The following is an 18330-nucleotide window of genomic DNA, read 5'->3' on the forward strand; positions in this document are numbered from 1 at the left end:
TCTCCGCGTGCGGGCTTTGGGTCGTAGACCACCCTAATGGCGTTACTTCCCCCAGCGTCGAGGGCGCGCCCACTGTCACTACGGAAGGGGCGTCGCCGGAGACAGTGTCACCGGCGGGGCGGGGGCGTACAAGCGGAACGCTGCCACACGCGGGAGACTGAGCCCATGGCGACACTCGACGGCCGCCGCGTTCGCACGCGCGCCGAACTCATGGACGAGCACGGGCTCGGCCGCAGCACCCTGGAGAAGTGGTACCGCGAGCGCGCCTCCAACGGCCACCCCGAGCCGGTGGGCACGGTCGGCTCGCAGCTCGCGTGGGACGCCGCCGAGTGGGACCGCTGGTACGCGGCGCGCCGGACCCGGGACGTCCCGCCCGGCCTCGCCACCCGCGACGAGCTGGCGGAGCGCCACGGGCTCAGCCGCCACCGCCTCAAGCAGCTCTGGGCGGACCGCGCGTCCAACGGCCACCCCGACGTCGCGCACCGCGCCGGCAAGGCCCTGTACTGGGACGAGGCCGCCTGGACGGCCTGGTACCGCGCCCTGGGGGAACGCCCCGCCGAGGAAGGGCCGGACGACCTGGTCACCCTGGCGGAGGCCGCACGCATCCTCGGCCTGGCGCAGACGAGCGTCACCGTCTACGCCAGGCGCCCGCCCGCGGGCTGGCCCGAACCCGCCAGGGTGGAGCCGCTGGCAGGGGGACGCGTGCGGCGGCTGTACCGCCGCCGCGACGTCCTCGCCTACGCGGCCGCTAAGGGGTGAAGTGGGTGAGCACCTCGGGGTTGGCCATGGAGTCGCGGTTGGCGGCCCTGTCGACCGGGGTGCCCTGGAGGATCTTGCGGACGGGGACCTCCAGCTTCTTGCCGGACAGCGTGCGCGGGATGCCGGGCACGGCGGTGATCTCGTCCGGGACGTGCCGGGGCGACAGCGCCGACCGGATCCGCCTGCGGAGGTCCGCCGCGAGCTCGTCGGTGAGCGCCGCGCCCTCCGCGAGCTGGACGTACAGGAGCAGCCGGCCCTCCTGGCCCAGCCGCCCGGTGTCGATGACGAGGCTGTCGCTGATCTCGTCGAACGCCTCGACGACGCGGTAGAAGTCGGCGGTGCCCATGCGGATGCCGCCGCGGTTGAGGGTGGAGTCGGACCGCCCGTAGATCACGCAGCCGCCGTCCGGCAGGACCTTGATCCAGTCGCCGTGCCGCCACACGCCCGGGTACATGTCGAAGTAGGAGTCGCGGTAGCGCTCGCCGCCCTCGTCCTTCCAGAAGAAGACGGGCATGGACGGCATGGGCTCGGTGATGACCAGCTCCCCCACCTCGTCGATCACCGGCTTGCCGTCCTCGCCGAACGCCTCCACCTTGGCGCCGAGGCCGCGGCACTGGATGACTCCGGCGCGCAGCGGCAGGAGCGGCGACGGGCCGACGAAGCCGGTGCACAGGTCGGTTCCGCCGGAGAACGAGCCGAGCAGCAGGTCGCGGCCGACCGCCTCGTACACCCAGGCGAAGCCCTCGGGCGGGAGCGGCGAGCCGGTGGAGCCGATGCCGCGCAGGGCGGACAGGTCGAGTTCCTCGCCGGGGCGGCGCCCCTCCTTCGCCGAGGCGGAGATGTAGGGCGCGCCGACCCCCATGTAGGTGACGCCGTTCTCGGCGGCGAGCGTCCACAGGTCGAGGGGCGCCCCGTCGTACATGACGACGGTCGACCCCACCAGCAGGCCGCCGATGAGGTAGTTCCACATCATCCAGCCGGTGGTGGTGTACCAGAAGAACACGTCCTCGGGGCCGAGGTCCTGGTGGAAGGACAGCGCCTTGAGGTGCTCCAGGACCACGCCGCCGTGGCCGTGGACGATCGGCTTCGGCAGCCCGGTCGTGCCGGACGAGTACACGACCCACAGCGGATGGTCGAAGGGGACGTCCTCGAACTCCAGGGTCTCGTGGCCCTGGCGGGGCAGGTCGGCGTAGTGCATGCCGACGCGCAGGCCCTCCGGCGTCGCGGCCGGGTCCAGATACGGGACGAGCACGGTGGCGGCGAGGGTCGGCAGCGCGGCCTCGATCTCCCCGACGATCTCGCGGCGGTCGAACCGCTTGCCGTTGTAGGCGTAGCCGTCCACGGCGATCAGTACCTTCGGCTCGATCTGCGCGAACCGGTCGACCACCGAGGAGGACCCGAAGTCGGGAGAGCACGACGACCACACCGCCCCCAGCGACGCCGTGGCCAGGAAGCAGACCAGCGCCTCGGGGATGTTCGGGATGTAGGCGGCGACCCGGTCGCCCTTGCCCACGCCCAGTTCGGCCAGGCCCGCGCGCACCTGCGCGACGTGCAGGCCCAGCTCCCGGTACGACAGCAGCCGGTGCCCGCCCGCCTCCGAACGGAAGACGACCGCCGTCTCGTCGGGCGACTCCTGGACCCGGCGCAGCGCGTTGGCCGCGTAGTTGAGGGTCGCGCCCGGGAACCACTTCAGCCCGTCGACCGGCATGGGCCCGCCTGCCCGGACGGGCCCGTCGCCGCGCTCGCCGACGACGTCGAAATACGACCAGATCGCGTCCCAGAACGCGTCGACCTCCGTGACCGACCACTGCCAGAGCTCGTCGTAGGACTCCTTGAGGACGCCCCGGTCCCCCAGCCAGTGGGCGAACCGCGTCACCCGCGCGTTCGCGACCACCTCCTCCGACGGCTCCCACAGCGCCGAACCCTCGGATACCTCCCGGGCCATCTCTCTCCCTCCCCGCCGCGCCACGCTGCGCGGCCATCCCAATATCGGGCCCGCCCGGCACACCGCGCAACCTGCCCGCCACGCCCGCCGCCAAGCCCCGGAACCCGTCCTATCGCAGGTCAAAACGCGGCCCCGGGCAACCCCGCGCCCCCACACAGACCCGGGCGCGCACATCCTCCGTCCCCACACATCGCAAGAACGGGCAGCTCATGGAGCGCACACCGTCGGGCGCGGTGGTGTGTCGGCCGCCGCACCGGGACGCGCCCTCCCGGAGGGATCAGCCCCGCTGGGGCCGGCAGTTCTGACCGCTGACCCTGACCGGCCCCTCGGCCCAGCCGGACTGACAGCGGTAGGTGCTGTCGTCGCGGCGGTCGATGACGGTGAAGTCCGAGATCGGCCCCCACCGGCCGGGGCCGCAGGTCCGCCCGAAGACCTGGGGGTACCGCGACTCCACCTGCTCGCACACGAACATCTCTCCGGCACTTTCCGCCGAGGCCCGGGCGGGATCGGCCGGGGGCGTGGTGAGCAGGAGCGCGGCGGCGCCGAGAGCGGCGGCGAGGACGGTGGACAGGGCGACGGCACGACACGGCACGGCAATCACTCCTTGACGTCAAGTGATTACTCGAAGTTACCGAGGGTGTGCGGGCGGCGTCGCCTTTCCGAGGTGACAACCTTGTCTCACCCTGCCCGCCTTCTCCTATGCCCGCCTTCTCCTATGCCCGCCCTCTCACATGCGGGTCAGGTCGGCGACCGCGCTCACCACCGCGTCCGTGTCGGCGAGCGTGGCCAGGACCTGGTCCGCGCCGGCGGCGCGGAGCTCGGCCTCGGTGGCGCTCCCGGTGGCGACGGCGAGGATCGGCGAGCCGGCGATGTGCGCGGCCTGGACGTCGCGGGGGGAGTCGGCGACGTAGACGGTCGCGGACTCGGGGTAGCGGGCGCCGTGGCGCTCGCCGGCGCGGGCGCGGGCGACCTCCAGGAGGGCGGCCTTGCTGTAGACGCCGTTCTCGTACCCGCCGGCCTCCAGGTCGAGGCGTCCGGCGAGACCCAGCTCGGTCACCTTCAGCACCGCGTTCGGCTGGAGGGACCCCGTCAGCACCGACTGGACGACGCCGGGCACGTGCGCGAGCGCCTCCACGGCCTCCCCGGCGCCGGCCAGGACGCGGCCGTGCGCGCGCAGGTCGGCGCGGCGGCTCGCGAACGCCTCGGCCAGCGCGTCGAAGAAGGCCGGCAGGTGGTCGTCGGTGGTGACGACGTCGTTGAACGCGAGGGTCTCGAAGATGATCTCGGATTCGGTGCGGCCGGGGGTGGGCGCCAGGCGCAGCAGCGGGCGCCCGACGGTCCGCTGGAACGCCTCGGCGTAGGCGTCCCGGGTGATCCGCCCGACGTCGACCAGGGTGTGGTCGATGTTCCACAGCACGAGACGGTTCAGCGTCGACATCCCGTTCCCATGACGGCTCCAGGGGGTGTGCTCCGGCGCCGTCCGGCGGACGGCGAGGCGAGCCTATCGTCAAGCCTGCCACCCCTTCGACCGCCGGTGAAGGGGTCCCGGTGGCGCCCCCCGGAACGACGCCGCGCCTCAGCCCATGTGCGGGTAGCGGTGGTCGGTGGGCGGGACGAAGGTCTCCTTGATGGAGCGGGCGCTCGTCCAGCGGGTGAGGTTGAAGATCGAGCCGGCCTTGTCGTTGGTGCCGGACGCGCGGGCGCCGCCGAACGGCTGCTGGCCGACGATCGAGCCGGTCGGCTTGTCGTTGATGTAGAAGTTCCCGGCGGCGAAGCGGAGCCGCTCGGTGGCCTCGGCGATGGCGGCGCGGTCGTCGGCGATGACGGCGCCGGTCAGGCCGTAGTCCGAGACGCCCTCCATCTGGGTGAGGACCCTGTCGTAGTCGGTGTCGTCGTAGACGTGGACGCCGAGGATCGGGCCGAAGTACTCGGTGGTGAAGATCTCGTCGGTCGGGTCGGACGACTCCAGAACCGTGGGACGGACGAAGTAGCCGCGCGAGTCGTCCAGCTCGCCGCCGGCAAGCACTGCTGCGCTGTCGATCCCGCGGGCGCGCTCGATGGCCCGGCGGTGCTTGGCGAAGGCCCGGTCGTCGATCACCGCGCCCATGAAGGCAGACAGGTCGTCGGCGACGTCGCCCATGGTGAGGGCGTCGACCTCGGCGCAGAAGTCGTCGCGCATGCCCGTCCAGACGGAGCGCGGGATGTAGGCGCGGGACGCGGCGGAGCACTTCTGGCCCTGGTACTCGAAGGCGCCGCGGACGAGCGCCGTCTTCAGGACGGCCGGGTCGGCGGACGGGTGGGCGACCACGAAGTCCTTGCCGCCTGTCTCGCCGACGATGCGCGGGTAGCCCCGGTAGCCGGCGATGTTCTCGCCGATCGTCCGCCAGAGCCCCTGGAACGTGGCGGCCGAGCCGGTGAAGTGCAGGCCGGCCAGTTCGGGGTGGCGCAGCGCCACGGCGGAGACGGCGCGCCCGTTGCCGGTCACCATGTTGATCACGCCGGGCGGGAGGCCGGCGGCCTCCAGCAGGCGCATCGTGTGGTGGGCGGCGAGCTGCTGCGTCGGGGACGGCTTCCACACCACGACGTTGCCCATCAGCGCGGGCGCGGTCGGCAGGTTCCCGGCGATCGCGGTGAAGTTGAACGGCGTGATGGCGAGGACGAAGCCCTCCAGCGGTCGGTACTCCAGCCTGTTCCACACGCCGGGCGGCGACAGCGGCTGCTGCTCGTGGATCTGCTGGGCGTACCGGACGTTGTACCGCCAGAAGTCGATCAGCTCGCAGGCGGCGTCGATCTCGGCCTGCTGCACCGACTTGGACTGGCCGAGGATCGTGGCGGCGTTCACCGTGGCCCGCCACGGCCCGGCCAGCAGCTCGGCGGCGCGCAGGAAGATCGCGGCGCGGTCGTCGAAGGGCATGGCCCGCCAGGCGGGCGCCGCCTCCCGCGCCGCGGCGATCGCCTCGGTCACGTCCGCCTCGGTCGCCTCGCCCAGCCGGCCGAGCACGTGCCCGTGGTCGTGCGGCTCCACGACGTCGACGGGCGTGCCCGCGCCCATGCGCCGCTCGCCCCCGATCGCCATGGTCAGCTCGGTCTGCGCGCCGCGCAGCTCCTTGATCCTCGCCTCCAGCGCGGCCCGCTCGGCGCTTCCCGGCGCGTACGTCCTGACCGGTTCGTTCATCGGAACCGGCACGGTGGTGACGGCGTCCATGACGTCCCCCTGCGATCCGGCGGCATTGTTCGACGTGCCGGGGGACCTACCCCGCGCCCGGGCCGCTAGTCGAGGAGGTCGCCGAGTTCCTGGGTGGCGTACCAGAGCAGCTCGTGGCCCTCGGCGCCGTCCACGGTGAAGCGGGCGTCCTCGTCTCCGGCGTCGGCGGCCGCGAGGGCCTGCGCGGCGGCGGCGACGTCGGGGACCGCGCCGGGGTCGTCGACATGACCGGAGGCGATCAGCTTCCAGGGGACGGGGGCGGCGAGCTCGACGAGGGCGCGGTCGCCGTTGCCGAGCGCCGCGTCGCCGCGCGGCCAGGAGACCTGGCCGTCGGGGACCTCGGCGGCCAGCACGACCCGGCGGCGCGGGACGGACGGGTCGGCGGCGAGCAGGCGCAGGGAGGCGCGGGCGGCGGCGGACATCGCCGCGTACTCCAGCTCCTCCTCGTCACCGCCCGCGTACCACTCGCGCAGCGCGGGCGTGACCGCGTGGGCGGCGAGCGGCGCGGGAGCGATCTCGCGCGCGGCGTGGACGCCGGCGAGCAGCGTGAGCGTGGACGGCAGGTAGACGCGCATGACGGTCAGCAAGTCTGCCAGACGGTCAGGGCAGCAGGTCCATTCCGCGCAGTTCGGCGATCGTGGTGTCGGGGGCGGTGTGCAGGATGCCGCGGATTCCGAGGGCCTGCGCGGCGCGGACGTTGTGCTCGATGTCGTCGATGAAGACGCACTCGGCGGCGGCGTGGCCGAGCAGGTCCAGGGCGTGCCGGAAGATCCGCTCGTCGGGCTTGCGCATCCCGACCTCGCAGGAGATGACGGTCGCGTCGAAGAGCTCGGCGAACAGGTCGCGGGGGTACTCGTTGCCCCAGGAGTTCGACAGCAGGGCGGTGCGGGCGCCCGCGGCGCGGACCGCGCGCAGCGCCTCGTACATCGGCTCGACCGGCGCGAACGCGCCGAACATCCGGGCGATGAGCCCGGCGGCCTCCACGGGGGCGCCGTCGACGGTGAGCAGCTCGGCCGCGAGGAGCCGCTCGAACTCGGCGGTCGGCAGGGTGCCGTCCTCCAGGCCGTGGATGGGGTTCGTCCCTGCGCCGTCGTAGGCCTGCTTCACCCAGGCGCGCATGACGGTCTTGTAGCGCTCGACGTCGATGCGGTCGGCGGTGAGCCAGACCTCGATGGCCTCGGCCAGGGGGGAGGTGAGGACGCCGCCCCAGTCGGTGATCACAGCTTTGACGCTCACGGGCCGATGGTAGGCGATCCCCGGCGAAACAACCGAATCCCGTTCTGTCAGAATGCGGGCCATGGACTTCGAACTCAGCCCGAAGGCACGCGACTACCGGGACCGGCTCCAGGAGTTCATGGACGCGCGCGTCTACCCGGCCGAGCCCGTCTACGCCGCCTGGCGGGCTGAGAACGACCCGCACGCGCTGCCCCCGGTCGTCGAGGAGCTGAAGGCCGAGGCGCGCGAGCGGGGCCTGTGGAACCTGTTCCTGCCGGACGTGTCCGGGCTGTCCAACCTGGAGTACGCGACGCTCGCCGAGCTGACCGGGCGCTCGCCCGACCTCGCCCCTGAGGCGGTCAACTGCGCGGCGCCCGACACCGGGAACATGGAAGTCCTGCACATGTTCGGCACGGACGAGCAGAAGGAGCGCTGGCTCCGGCCCCTGCTGGACGGCGAGATCCGCAGCGCGTTCGCGATGACCGAGCCGGGCGTCGCCTCCTCCGACGCCACCAACATCACCACCTCGATCGTCCGGGACGGCGACGAGTACGTGGTCAACGGCCGCAAGTGGTTCATCACCGGCGCCGCCGACGAGCGCTGCAAGATCTTCATCGTGATGGGCAGGACGGACCCCGGCGCGCCGCCGCACCGGCAGCAGTCGCAGGTGCTCGTGCCCCGCGACGCGCCGGGCGTGACGATCGTCCGGCACCTCCCCGTGTTCGGCTACCAGGACCAGCACGGACATTCGGAGATCCTCTTCGAGGACGTCCGGGTGCCCGCGTCGAACCTGGTCGCGGCCGAGGGCGACGGATTCATGATCGCCCAGGCGCGGCTCGGGCCCGGCCGCATCCACCACTGCATGCGGGCCCTCGGCATGGCGGAGCGGGCGCTGGAGCTGATGTGCCGGCGCGCGCTGTCCCGCGAGGCCTTCGGCGGGCCGCTGGCCGAGCAGGGCGTGGTCCGCGAGCGGATCGCCGAGTCGCGGATGGCGATCGAGCAGGCCCGGCTGCTGACCCTCAAGACCGCCTGGCTGATCGACCGGCACGGCGCCAGGGGCGCGCGGACGGAGATCGCCGCGATCAAGGTGGTCGTGCCGCGCATCGTCCAAGAGGTGCTCGACCGCGCGATCCAGGTGCACGGCGCCGCCGGCGTCTCCGACGACACCCCGCTGGCGGCGATGTACTCCTGGGTCCGCGCGATGCGCATCTTCGACGGCCCCGACGAGGTCCACGTCCGCACCGTGGCCCGCCAGGAACTCCGTAAGTACGAGCACTGATTTATTGCATTTCTCTCCTCCTTCGGGCCCGGAGGGCCCTGCTGTGCCTATTGCAGTGCCCTCCTCCTTCGGGCCCGGAGGGCCCTCCATCGTCGGGCACTGCGGCGATCGCTGGCATCGCTCCGGCTCGCCTTGCGGCTCGCTGCGCGATCAGGTTCTCGCTCCGCTCGAACCTGCCTTCGGACGCGATCGCGAGTGTTGGGGTCGTCGCTGGTTGCGGCGGCGGCTGGTGTCGTCGCGATCGCGGGCTTAGGTGAGGGGCAGCTCGCTTGCTGTTCTATGCGGATCTGAGTCTCTGCAGCGCCTCGCGGACGCCGCCGTCGGTTTCCTCCAGAACCATCGTGGCGCGTGCCGCGGGGACCTCGCCGAGGAGCGAGACCAAGGCGACGCGGGTGTTGCCGCCCGCCTCGGACAGCGCGTTCTCGCAGGTGCGGGCGTCCATCCCGGTCGCCTCGGTGAGGATGCGCACCAGCCGGGCGCGCAGCTTGGAGTTCAGCGCGTTCACGCTGACCATCAGGTTGGAGTAGGTGCGCCCCATCCTGATCATCAGGGTGGTGGAGAAGGAGTTGAGCACCAGCTTGGTCGCGGTGCCCGCCTTCATCCGGGTGGAACCGCTGATCACCTCGGGCCCGGTGGCGAGCCCGATGTGCACCTCCACCTCGTCCCCGTACGGCGTGTGCGGGTTGCAGCTGATCAGCGCCGTGCGCGCCCCGACCGCGGCGGCGGCGCGCAGCGCCCCCACCACGTACGGGGTGCGTCCGCTCGCCGCGATGCCGACCGCGACGTCGCCCGCCCGGACGTCGCGGGCGTCCCGGCGGCCGAGCTCGACGTCGTCCTCCACGCCGGAGACCGCCTGCGACAGCGCGCCGGGGCCGCCGGCGTTGTGGGCCACGACCCGGCCCCAGATGCCGAAGGTGGGGGGAAGCTCGGCCGCGTCGAGGACCGCGAGCCGGCCGGACGTGCCGGCGCCGAAGTAGTGCACGCGGCCGCCCGCCCGCAGCGACTCCACGGCGAGGTCGACCAGCCGGGCGACCTCGGGCAGCACGGAGCCGACGACCCTCGGCACGGTCGCGTCCTCAGAGTTGATCAGGCGTAGCACCTCCATGGTCGGCAGCGTGTCGACGTCGAGGGTCCGGGGGTTCCGTCCCTCCGTGGGGAGCTCGCAATCGATCACCGACGCCTCCGGTCGGGTCGCACGGTCCGTCCGCGGACCGCCTCGTACGTGGCTTCGAGGGCCTTGCGGGTAGACCCGTAGGTGCGCTGCGCTACTCCGACGAAGAGGCAGTCCACCACCGTGAGCTGCGCCAGCCGGCTGGCGGTGGCGCCCGAGCGGAACGTCGTCTCCCGTGCGGCGGTCGTCAGGATCATGTCCGCGACCTCCGCGATGGGGGACTTCGGGAAGTTGGTGAGCCCCACGGTCCTCGCGCCCCGGGTCTTGGCGACCTCCAGCGCGTCGATGGTCTCCACGGTCGCGCCGGTGTGCGAGATGCCGATCGCCACGTCGCCGGGGCTCAGGACGGCGGCGCTGGTCAGCATGATGTGGGCGTCCGCCCAGGCGGAGCAGACCCGGCCGATGCGGTGCAGCTTCTGCTGGAAGTCGGCCGCGACGAACGCGCTCGCGCCGACGCCGTAGACGTCGACCCGGTTCGCGTTGACGACCGCGTCCACGACCTGCTCCAGCATCTTGATGTCGAGCTGGGAGGCGGTCTCCTCGACGGCCCGCGCGTCGGCGAAGGTGACCTTCTCCACGATCTGCTCTAGCGAGTCGTCGGGACTGATGTCGCTGCCGATGACCCGGCCGCCGGTGGCGCTCTGGGCCCGTCCCGCCTCGGTGGCGAGGGTCAGCCGCAGCTCTGGGTAACCATGGAACCCGATCGCCCGGCAGAACCTGATGACCGTGGTCTCGGAGGTGCCGCAGTTCTGGGCGAGCTCGGTGATGGTCGAGTTGGCGACCCCTTCGGGGTCGTCGATGACGCGTTGAGCGACTCTTCGCTCGGCGGGGGGCAGCGAGGGCAGCAGCGAACGGACCCGCACCACCGTGCTCAGCGGCGTGGCGTCCCTGTCCCTGCCCGCCGCGTCGTCCCGTGGCGCCGCGGGCTCCCCCGTGATCCCCCGCTCGGGGCCCCGGTCGGGGCCGATGGGTTTCCTCATGGAGGAAATTTTCTTACGCGCTGGATGTCACGTCAACGTTAGGAAAGGCTACGGTCGCCATGTGTTGACCCATTTGGCCGGTCCTTACGTGGTCGGTATCGACGCGGGTGGCACGAAGACCCGCTGCGTCGTGCTGACGCTCGGGGGAGCCCTGGCCGGTTCCGGCACCGGCCCAGGGGCCAACCCCAACTCTGGAGGCGACACCGCCGGGGCGCTGACCACCGCCCTGCGGGAGGCGCTCGGGGACCTAGACCGCACCCACATCCTCACCGGCGTGTTCGGCATCGCCGGCGCCGGCTCGGCCGGCCGGCCCGCCGCGGTCGCGGCGGCCCGGCGGGCCTGGCAGTCCGTCGGGCTGCGCGGCTCGCCCGCGGTGGTGACCGACATCGCGGTGGCGTTCGCCGCGGGGACCAGCGAGCCCAAGGGCATCGTGGTGTTCTCCGGCACGGGCGCCGGCGCGGCGGTCATCAACGACGGCGCGATCGTGCAGCGCGCGGACGGCTACGGCTGGCTCGTCGGTGACGAGGGTTCGGCGGTGTGGCTCGGGAAGGAGGCCGTCCGGGCCGCGCTCGCCGCCTACGACGGCCGCGGCTCCCCGACGCTGCTCACCGACTCGGTCCCCCGGGCGCTGCTCGGCCCCACCGTGGTGGCGCAGATCGACTCGGAACGGCGAAGACCCCGCCACCCCAGGGCGCTGGCCATGGCCGGCGCCCCTTCGCCGTCACCGGGCTCTCCCGTGCTGCCGCACCCCGCCGCGCTGTCCGCCGGCGGGCGCGCCACGGCCGTCCTCGCTCCCGAGTCCGCCTACCCGCCGTCCGCCCGCCACCCCGCCTGCGGCGGCGGGCCGCCGGGCCCGCACGGGCCGCCGTGCCATCCCGAGTCTCCCGGCGCCCCGCCCGATCCCCGCCTCGCCCAGGCGATCATCAAGGAGGTGTACGGCCGCCCGCCCGCGGCCCTCGGCCGCCTCGGCCCGGTGGTCGCCGCCGCCGCGGCCGCCGGCGATCCCGTGGCCAGGCGCATCACCGACGAGGCCGCGCAGTGGCTGCTGGCCGACGTCGACGCGGTGCGCCCGGCCTTGTCCGATCCCTGCGCACCGGTCGTGATGCACGGCTCGGTGCTCCGCGAAGGCCCCGTCGCCGAGGCCGTCCGCTCCGGGCTGCGCGACCGTTTCGCCGAGGCGCCGCGCAGCGCCGGCGACGGGGCCGTCGGCGCGGCCGGGATGGCGCTGCGCCGCCTCGGCCACCCCTTGCCGGGCTGAGCGCCGCCCCGCGGCGAAGGGCCGCCCGGCCCCGGCCCGGCCGATCCGGCCCGGCCGTCAGGTTCATCGCGATGGACCCCGCCAAAGATCCGCAATCGCCTGCGATCCAGGGGTCCATCGTGATTAAGCTGTGACCACGGTGGCAGCAGTGCCGCGGAAGCGGTCCCGATGGGGCCGTGTCCCGCGGGACCACCGGCCACAGGCGTGGCTCTACAGATCGGCTGCGTTGGTTCGCAGCGTCGTCCGCGCGGGATGTCCCCGACCGCGTGCGCCCCTTAGCCGGGTGCACGCCTGACGCATGCCCGCCCCTGCGCTCCCTGGCCCGGACGACGGCCGTCTCCGTACTCCACGTCGAACGAGGTCCCATGCACTCCCTGCCCAGGGCGCGCCGTCTCCGGCCTGCCCTCACCCGCCTGCCCCGCGCCCTCCGGACCCGGCCGCGCCGCGCGGCGATCGTGTTGGTCATCACATCGGTCCTGCTGGCGGCCGCCGCCGTCGTCGTCGGCTACGTCCGGACGCCGCTGCCGACGCGGCCGCAGGATGGCGTCACGGACGAGGGCTCCGCGGTCTACTACGCCGACGGCCGGACGCCGCTGTTCCGCCTCGGCGCCAACCGGGAGAACGTCCGGCACGGCCAGATCCCCGACCGGCTGCGCTGGGCGGTGCTCTCCGCCGAGGACCGCGGCTTCTACGGAGGCCACGGCGTCTCCCCCAGCGGGACGTTCCGCGCCCTCTGGAACAACGCGTCCGGCGGCGACACGCAGGGCGGCTCGACCATCACCCAGCAGCTCGCCCGCAACTACTTCAAGGGGCTCAGCCGCGACCGGACGATGGGCCGCAAGGTCAAGGAGATCTTCGTGGCGATGAAGCTCGACCGCAGCCGCGCCAAGGACGAGATCCTCGACCTGTACCTCAACACGATCTACTTCGGCCGGCAGACGTCCGGGGTGCAGGCGGCGGCCCGCGCCTACTTCGACAAGGACGTCTGGCAGCTCGACGTCGCCGAGTGCGCCCTGCTCGGCGCGATGATCCAGCGGCCGGCGTACTTCCGCACGCGGGGCGACGGCCCCGCGGCCCGCGCGCTGCGCGCCCGCTGGCGGTACGTCCTCGACGGGATGGTGTCGATGGGCCGCCTCGGCCGGGCCGAGGCCGACCGGCAGCGCTTCCCCCGGACCCAGGACGAGTGGACCGGCGTCGGCCTGTCCGGCCAGGACCTCCTCGTCCGGCACCGGGTCGAGGAGGAGCTCGCGAGCGTCGGCATCCCGATGGACAGCGTCGTCAACGGCGGCCTGAAGATCTACACCGGGCTGGACCAGCGCTGGATGCGGCACGCCGAGCAGGCCATGCGCGAGGCGCGGGAGCCGCGGTGGCCCGGGACCGTGCACGCCGGGCTCGTCGCCGTCGACTCCCGTACCGGCGAGGTCAAGGCGCTCTACGGCGGCGACCCGAAGCGCAGCCAGATCGACTCGGTGTTCGCGCCGGTCGCGCAGGCGGGCTCCACGTTCAAGCCGTACGTGCTGGCCGCCGCGCTCCGCAAGGGCCTCAGCGTCCGGACGAGGGTCAGCGGCCGCTCCCCGCAGAAGTTCGCGCCGAACGGTGACATCACGCCGATGACCGCGCCGGGCTACAAGGTCGACAACGACGAGGAGATCGGCTCGCTCGGCGCGATGGACCTGGTCAGGGCCACGGCCCTGTCGGTCAACACCGGATACGTGAAGGCCGCCCTGAAGACGGGGATCGCGGACGTCCAGGAGACCGCGCGGCTGTTCGGGGTGCCCGCCTCCGCGCTCGCGCCGTTCAGGGGGCAGGCCGGGATCGCGCTCGGCACCCCCGACGTCGCGGCCGTCACCCAGGCCGCCGGGTACGCGGCGTTCGCCAACGGCGGCACGGCCGTCGTCCCCCACCTCGTCACCAGGGTCGTCGACGCGCACGGCCGGCGGGTCCCGCTGCCCTGGGACCGGCCGGGGCGCCGGGTGCTGAACGCCGAGCAGGCGGCGCAGGCCGCCTACGCGCTGCGGGCCACCGTCAGGAGCGGGACGGGCGAGCACGCGGCGCTGCCCGACCGGGAGGCCGCCGGGAAGACGGGCACCACCGACCACAACCGCGCCGCCTGGTTCGTCGGCTTCGTCCCCCAGGTCTCGACGGCCGTGGTCATCGGCAACGCCAGGCCCGCCCCGCTGCGGGATCTGCCCGGCTTCGCCGGGACGGTCTCCGGGAAGAACCTCCCGGCGACGATCTGGCGGTCCTTCATGGACAAGGCCGTCCGCGACCTGCCGGCCCGGCCGTTCCCCGAGCCCGCGTTCTCCGGCGTGGCCGCGAACTGGGTCGACGCCGACCCGGCGCAGCCGACCCCGTCCCGGCGCAAGCCCGGCGAGCCGGCGCCCGCCGGCCGGGACGGCGGGTCGCCGACGCTCGCGCCGACCCCCGCCGTGCCGCCGGAGGTCGCCCGTCGCAGGATCGCCAAGCAGAAGGCCCGCGAGAGCGCCGTCACCCCCACCCCGAACAGCTGAACCGGAAGAGATCGAGTCGACAGCGGCCCCCGGGGGCGGCTACGGTCGCGGGCGTTGATGCGACCGAGTGACCGAGACCGTTCCGGGGGGCCTGGTCAGGTGCGTGCCACACGTTCCCTCGCGCTCGCGGCGGCGGCCCTGCTGGCAGGCGGGGCCGCCGGCTGCGGCGGCGGCGAGGACGACAGGGGCGGGCGGACGCCGTCCGCCCGCTCCGCCGCGCCCGCCTCCCCGGCCACGCCCGCGCCGGACGCCTGGATCCCCGGCCGGGTCGCGAAGATGAGCGTGGCCGACAAGGTGGGGCAGCTGTTCGTCCCGACCTTCTCCAGCCGCGCCGACGCGCTCACGAAGATCAGGAAGTACCGCGTGGGCGGGCTGATCTACTTCCCCGGCAACATCGGCACCCCGGCGCGGACCGCCGCGCAGTCCAACGCGCTGCAGAAGGCCTCGACGATCCCGCTGCTGCTCGGCGTCGACGAGGAGCAGGGCATCGTGTCGCGGACGCCGTTCGTCACGACGTTCCCCGGCAACATGGCGCTCGGCGCGACCCGCAGCCCCGCCGACGCCCGCGCCGCCGCCCGGGTCACCGGCGCCGAGCTGCGCGCGGTCGGCATCAACCTCGACTACGCGCCGGACGCCGACGTGAACGTGAACCCGCGCAACCCGGTGATCGGGCTGCGCTCCTTCGGGTCCGACCCGGCGCTGGCGTCCGCGCTGGTGCGGGGGGCCGTCGGCGGCTTCCAGGAGGCCGGGGTCGCCGCGGCGGCCAAGCACTTCCCCGGCCACGGCGACACCGCGACCGACAGCCACACCGGCCTGCCGGTGATCCGGCACGCGCCGCGGACGTGGGAGCGGCTGGACGCGCCCCCGTTCAGGGCGGCGATCGCCGCGAACGTCGACATGATCATGACCGCGCACATCGTCGTCCCGAAGCTCGACAAGTCGGGCGACCCGTCCACGCTCTCCAGGACGGTCCTGACGGGGCTGCTGCGCGGCAGGCTGGGCTACCAGGGCGTCATCACCACCGACTCGCTGGAGATGGCCGGGGTCCGCGAGAAGTACGGCGACGCCGGGGTCCCGGTCCGGGCGATCAACGCGGGCGCCGACCAGCTGCTGATGCCGCCGGACCTGCCGCGCGCCTACGACGCCGTGGTGAAGGCCGTCCGGACCGGGAAGATCTCGCAGCGGCGGCTGGACGAGTCGGTGACGCGGATCCTCAGGCTCAAGCAGCGGCGCGGCCTGTTCCAGAACGCCGCCGCCGACCCCGCCAAGGCCGCGGCCGCGGTCGGCACCCCCGCGAACAAGGCCGTCGCGCGGGGCGTCGCCGAGCACGCGGTCACCCTCGTCCGCAACGACGGCGGCCTGCTGCCCCTCAAGGGCAGGAAGGTCGCCGTGTCCGGGCCTGACAGCGGCCGGCTCCAGGCGGCCCTGCGCCGCCAGGGCGTCGCGGTCACGGCGCCAGGCTCGGCCGACGTCACCGTGCTGACCACCGTGAACGCGGGGGCGGCGACCGCGTCCCGGATCCGGGCGCTCGGCTCCAGGCCGGTGGTCGTCGCCGCGCTCGGCCGCCCCTACGACCTCGACTCGGCGGGCGGCGCGAAGGCGGCGCTCGCCACCTACTCCTCCAGCCGGGTCTCGGTGGAGGCGCTGGCCAGGGTGCTGAGCGGAGCGGTGAAGCCCACCGGCAGGCTGCCGGTTCCGGCGGGCGGGAAGCCCGCCGGGCACGGGCTGGGCTACCGGTAGGGGCCGCCGCCCGGCACCGGCGAGGCGTTGGACGCGAGGACCGCTCTGCTGGGAGGATCGGGCCGCCTTCGCGCTTCCAGGAGGTCCCCGTGCGCGTCCGATCGTCCCTCGCCGCTCTGGCACTGCTCCCGCTGCTGGCGGCCTGCGGGGGCGGCGGCGAGGTCACGATGCCGCCGCTCACCCCCGAGCCCGGCGACTCCCGGCCCGCCCAAGCCTCGACCGCCGCGCCTCCGCGGCAGACGCTCCCGGCGCGGCTGGCGCTCTACAAGTACCTGCGCGGGATCTCGGTGGGCGACGCCAGGGCGTGCGCGTACCTGGCGCCCGCCTACGAGCGGCGCGTGTTCGGCGGGCCCGGCCGGTGCCGTTCGGGGCTCGGCCGGGCCCGCGCGAAGCTGCGCCCGCAGGATCTCGCGGCGCTGCGCGGCGTGACCGTCCCGACCTGCGAGGCCGGGCCGGGCGCCGGGGAGTGCACCGTCCGGTTCGAGCACCTGCGGTGGAAGACCGCGCCCGCCCGTCCCGGCGGACTGCTCGCCGCGAGCTTCGTCCTGCGGGGACGCGGGAGCCGCTGGCTCGTGGCGGGCTGACCGCGGGTCAGAGCCCGAGGTCCGCCAGTCCGGGCAGGTGGGCGCGGGCCGCCTCCCTGGCCTGCTCGGCGGTGCGCGCGGCACGGGCCGCCGCGGCCGCCGCGCGGCACTCCTCCAGCGTGTGCCGCACGAGCGCCGCCCGCACCAGCGGGAGGGACGGCGCGCTCATCGACAGCGACGTCACGCCGAGGCCCACCAGCACGCAGGCCAGCGCCGGATCGCCGGCGGCCTCCCCGCACACGCCGCACGGGACGCCCGCGCCGGCCGCGGGGGCGACCAGGTCGAGGACGGCGGGCTGCCACGGGTCCTGGAGGTGCGCGAGGCCGCCGACCTGCCGGTCCGCCGCGCACGCGTACTGGGTGAGGTCGTTGGTGCCGATGCTGAAGAACTCCACCTCGGGCGCCAGGTCGCGGGCGCGCAGCGCGGCCGCGGGAACCTCGATCATGACGCCGGGATGCTCGACGCCGGCCTCCCGGCACGCGGCCGCGAAGAAGGCTGCCTCCTCCGCGTCCGTCACCATCGGCGCCATGACCTGCAGCTTGACGCTGAGACCCGCGGCGGCGCGGGTCAGCGCGGCGAGCTGCGAGGCCAGCACGTCCGGGTGGCGGCGCATCATCCGCAGGCCCCGCTCGCCGAGCGCCGGGTTCGGCTCCTCACCGGGGGCGGGCAGGAACGCCAGCGGCTTGTCGGCGCCGGCGTCGAGCGTCCGGACGACCACGCGGCCCTCCGGGAACGCCTCCAGCACCTTCCGGTACGCCTCCTCCTGCTCCCCGTCGGACGGCGGCGCCGCGCGGTCGAGGAACAGGAACTCCGTCCGGTACAGGCCGACGCCCTCGGCGCCGTTCGCCAGCGCCGCCTCCACGTCCTTGGGGCCGCCGACGTTGGCCAGCAGCGGGACCGAGTGCCCGTCCCTGGTCGCGCCCGGCCCGGTGGACTCCTCCAGCGCGGACGCGCGGGCCGCGGCGGTCGCCCGCGCCGCGGCCACCTCCGCCTCGGACGGGTCGGGGAGCACCGTCCCCGCGGCGCCGTCCACCAGGACACGGGTCCCCTCGGCCAGCGAGGCGGCGCCGGGCAGCGCGACCACGGCCGGGACGCCCATCGTCCGCGCCAGGATCGCGGTGTGGCTGGTGGGGCCGCCCTCCTCCGTCACGAACGCCACGACCTGCGCCGGGTCGAGGACGGCCGTGTCCGCCGGGGCGAGGTCGCGGGCGACCAGCACGAACGGCTCGTCGGACTCGGGGACGCCCGGCATCGGGAGCCCGAGCAGCCGGGCGATCGCGCGGTCGCGGATGTCGTCGAGGTCGGTGACCCGCGCGGCCATGTACTCGCCGGCCCCGGCGAGCATCTCCCGGTAGACGCCGAACGCCTCGAACACGGCGCGGGCCGCGGACACCCCCTCGTCGATCTTGGCGCGGACGCCGTCGGCGAGCCCGGGGTCGCGGGCCATCATCGCCTGCGCGTTCAGCACGTCCCGGCCGTCGGTGTTGCCGGCCGCGGCCGCGCGCTCCCCGCGCTCCTCCAGGTCGGCGGCGACGGCCTCCAAGGCGGCCAGCGCGGAGTCGCGCTCGGCGCCGGCGTCGCCGCCGTGCCGGGACCCGGCGGGCGGCTCCGGCACGGCCCCCGCGATGGTGCGCACCGGCCCGGTCCCGACACCGGGGCTGACGCCCGCGCCCTGCATCACCTC

General features: G+C 74.2%; 15 protein-coding genes. 6 read left to right on the forward strand and 9 right to left on the reverse strand.

From position 1 onward, the window contains the following. The first annotated feature begins 165 nt into the window (after nt 1-165). Nucleotides 166-759 (forward strand): hypothetical protein, encoded by a 594-nt coding sequence (locus ABWI04_RS09415; RefSeq protein WP_345177821.1) that lies wholly within the window; start codon nt 166-168, stop codon nt 757-759. Here ABWI04_RS09415 and ABWI04_RS09420 read toward each other — a convergent pair. From ABWI04_RS09420 to ABWI04_RS09445, 6 genes are all read right to left on the reverse strand, one after another. After that, nucleotides 749-2704 carry an acetoacetate--CoA ligase gene (locus ABWI04_RS09420; RefSeq protein WP_353832098.1) on the reverse strand — a complete coding sequence of 652 codons (1956 nt, stop codon included), beginning with the start codon at nt 2702-2704 and terminating at the stop codon, nt 749-751. The genes ABWI04_RS09415 and ABWI04_RS09420 overlap by 11 nt on opposite strands. Before the next feature lie 277 nt (nt 2705-2981). Further along, the gene (locus tag ABWI04_RS09425) at nt 2982-3296 is read right to left on the reverse strand and encodes a hypothetical protein (RefSeq protein WP_345177817.1); all 315 of its coding nucleotides are present in this window, start codon (nt 3294-3296) and stop codon (nt 2982-2984) included. A 135-nt stretch (nt 3297-3431) separates the two neighbouring features. Continuing rightward, the gene (locus tag ABWI04_RS09430) at nt 3432-4142 is read right to left on the reverse strand and encodes an HAD family hydrolase (RefSeq protein WP_353832099.1); all 711 of its coding nucleotides are present in this window, start codon (nt 4140-4142) and stop codon (nt 3432-3434) included. Between the two features lie 138 nt (nt 4143-4280). Further along, complete coding sequence (pruA, locus tag ABWI04_RS09435) at nt 4281-5909, reverse strand: L-glutamate gamma-semialdehyde dehydrogenase (RefSeq protein ID WP_353832100.1); 1629 nt, start codon at nt 5907-5909, stop codon at nt 4281-4283. 65 nt (nt 5910-5974) lie between these two features. Continuing rightward, nucleotides 5975-6484: a DUF6912 family protein gene (locus tag ABWI04_RS09440; RefSeq protein ID WP_345177890.1), complete on the reverse strand. Its 510-nt coding sequence runs from the start codon at nt 6482-6484 to the stop codon at nt 5975-5977. A gap of 25 nt (nt 6485-6509) precedes the next feature. Continuing rightward, nucleotides 6510-7145 (reverse strand): HAD family hydrolase, encoded by a 636-nt coding sequence (locus ABWI04_RS09445; RefSeq protein ID WP_353832101.1) that lies wholly within the window; start codon nt 7143-7145, stop codon nt 6510-6512. Nucleotides 7146-7206: 61 nt separating this feature from the next. Between ABWI04_RS09445 and ABWI04_RS09450 the strand changes: the two genes are divergently transcribed. After that, nucleotides 7207-8403 carry an acyl-CoA dehydrogenase family protein gene (locus ABWI04_RS09450; protein ID WP_353832102.1) on the forward strand — a complete coding sequence of 399 codons (1197 nt, stop codon included), beginning with the start codon at nt 7207-7209 and terminating at the stop codon, nt 8401-8403. A gap of 277 nt (nt 8404-8680) precedes the next feature. On the opposite strand, the gene murQ is transcribed toward ABWI04_RS09450, so the two are convergent. Together murQ and ABWI04_RS09460 are read right to left on the reverse strand one after the other, a co-directional pair. Further along, nucleotides 8681-9577, reverse strand: a complete 897-nt coding sequence (gene murQ, locus ABWI04_RS09455) for an N-acetylmuramic acid 6-phosphate etherase (protein WP_345177808.1) — start codon at nt 9575-9577, stop codon at nt 8681-8683. Further along, the gene (locus ABWI04_RS09460; RefSeq protein ID WP_345177806.1) at nt 9574-10554 is read right to left on the reverse strand and encodes a MurR/RpiR family transcriptional regulator; all 981 of its coding nucleotides are present in this window, start codon (nt 10552-10554) and stop codon (nt 9574-9576) included. Before ABWI04_RS09460 ends, murQ begins: the two co-directional genes overlap by 4 nt. An 88-nt stretch (nt 10555-10642) precedes the next feature. Here ABWI04_RS09460 and ABWI04_RS09465 point away from each other — a divergent pair, with 88 nt between their 5' ends. From ABWI04_RS09465 to ABWI04_RS09480, 4 genes are all read left to right on the forward strand, one after another. Further along, nucleotides 10643-11812: an N-acetylglucosamine kinase gene (locus ABWI04_RS09465; protein WP_378190729.1), complete on the forward strand. Its 1170-nt coding sequence runs from the start codon at nt 10643-10645 to the stop codon at nt 11810-11812. A gap of 365 nt (nt 11813-12177) precedes the next feature. Next, complete coding sequence (locus tag ABWI04_RS09470; RefSeq protein WP_353832103.1) at nt 12178-14322, forward strand: transglycosylase domain-containing protein; 2145 nt, start codon at nt 12178-12180, stop codon at nt 14320-14322. Nucleotides 14323-14421: 99 nt separating this feature from the next. Then, nucleotides 14422-16062: a glycoside hydrolase family 3 protein gene (locus tag ABWI04_RS09475; protein ID WP_353832104.1), complete on the forward strand. Its 1641-nt coding sequence runs from the start codon at nt 14422-14424 to the stop codon at nt 16060-16062. An 89-nt stretch (nt 16063-16151) separates the two neighbouring features. Then, nucleotides 16152-16646 carry a hypothetical protein gene (locus tag ABWI04_RS09480; RefSeq protein WP_353832105.1) on the forward strand — a complete coding sequence of 165 codons (495 nt, stop codon included), beginning with the start codon at nt 16152-16154 and terminating at the stop codon, nt 16644-16646. A 7-nt stretch (nt 16647-16653) separates the two neighbouring features. Here the strand turns inward: ABWI04_RS09480 and ptsP are convergent, their stop codons facing one another. Further along, nucleotides 16654-18324: a phosphoenolpyruvate--protein phosphotransferase gene (ptsP, locus tag ABWI04_RS09485; protein ID WP_353832118.1), complete on the reverse strand. Its 1671-nt coding sequence runs from the start codon at nt 18322-18324 to the stop codon at nt 16654-16656. Nucleotides 18325-18330 lie beyond the last annotated feature (6 nt).

The organism is Actinomadura sp. NPDC000929 (assembly GCF_040492065.1).
Taxonomy (GTDB): Bacteria; Actinomycetota; Actinomycetes; order Streptosporangiales; family Streptosporangiaceae; genus Spirillospora; species Spirillospora verrucosospora.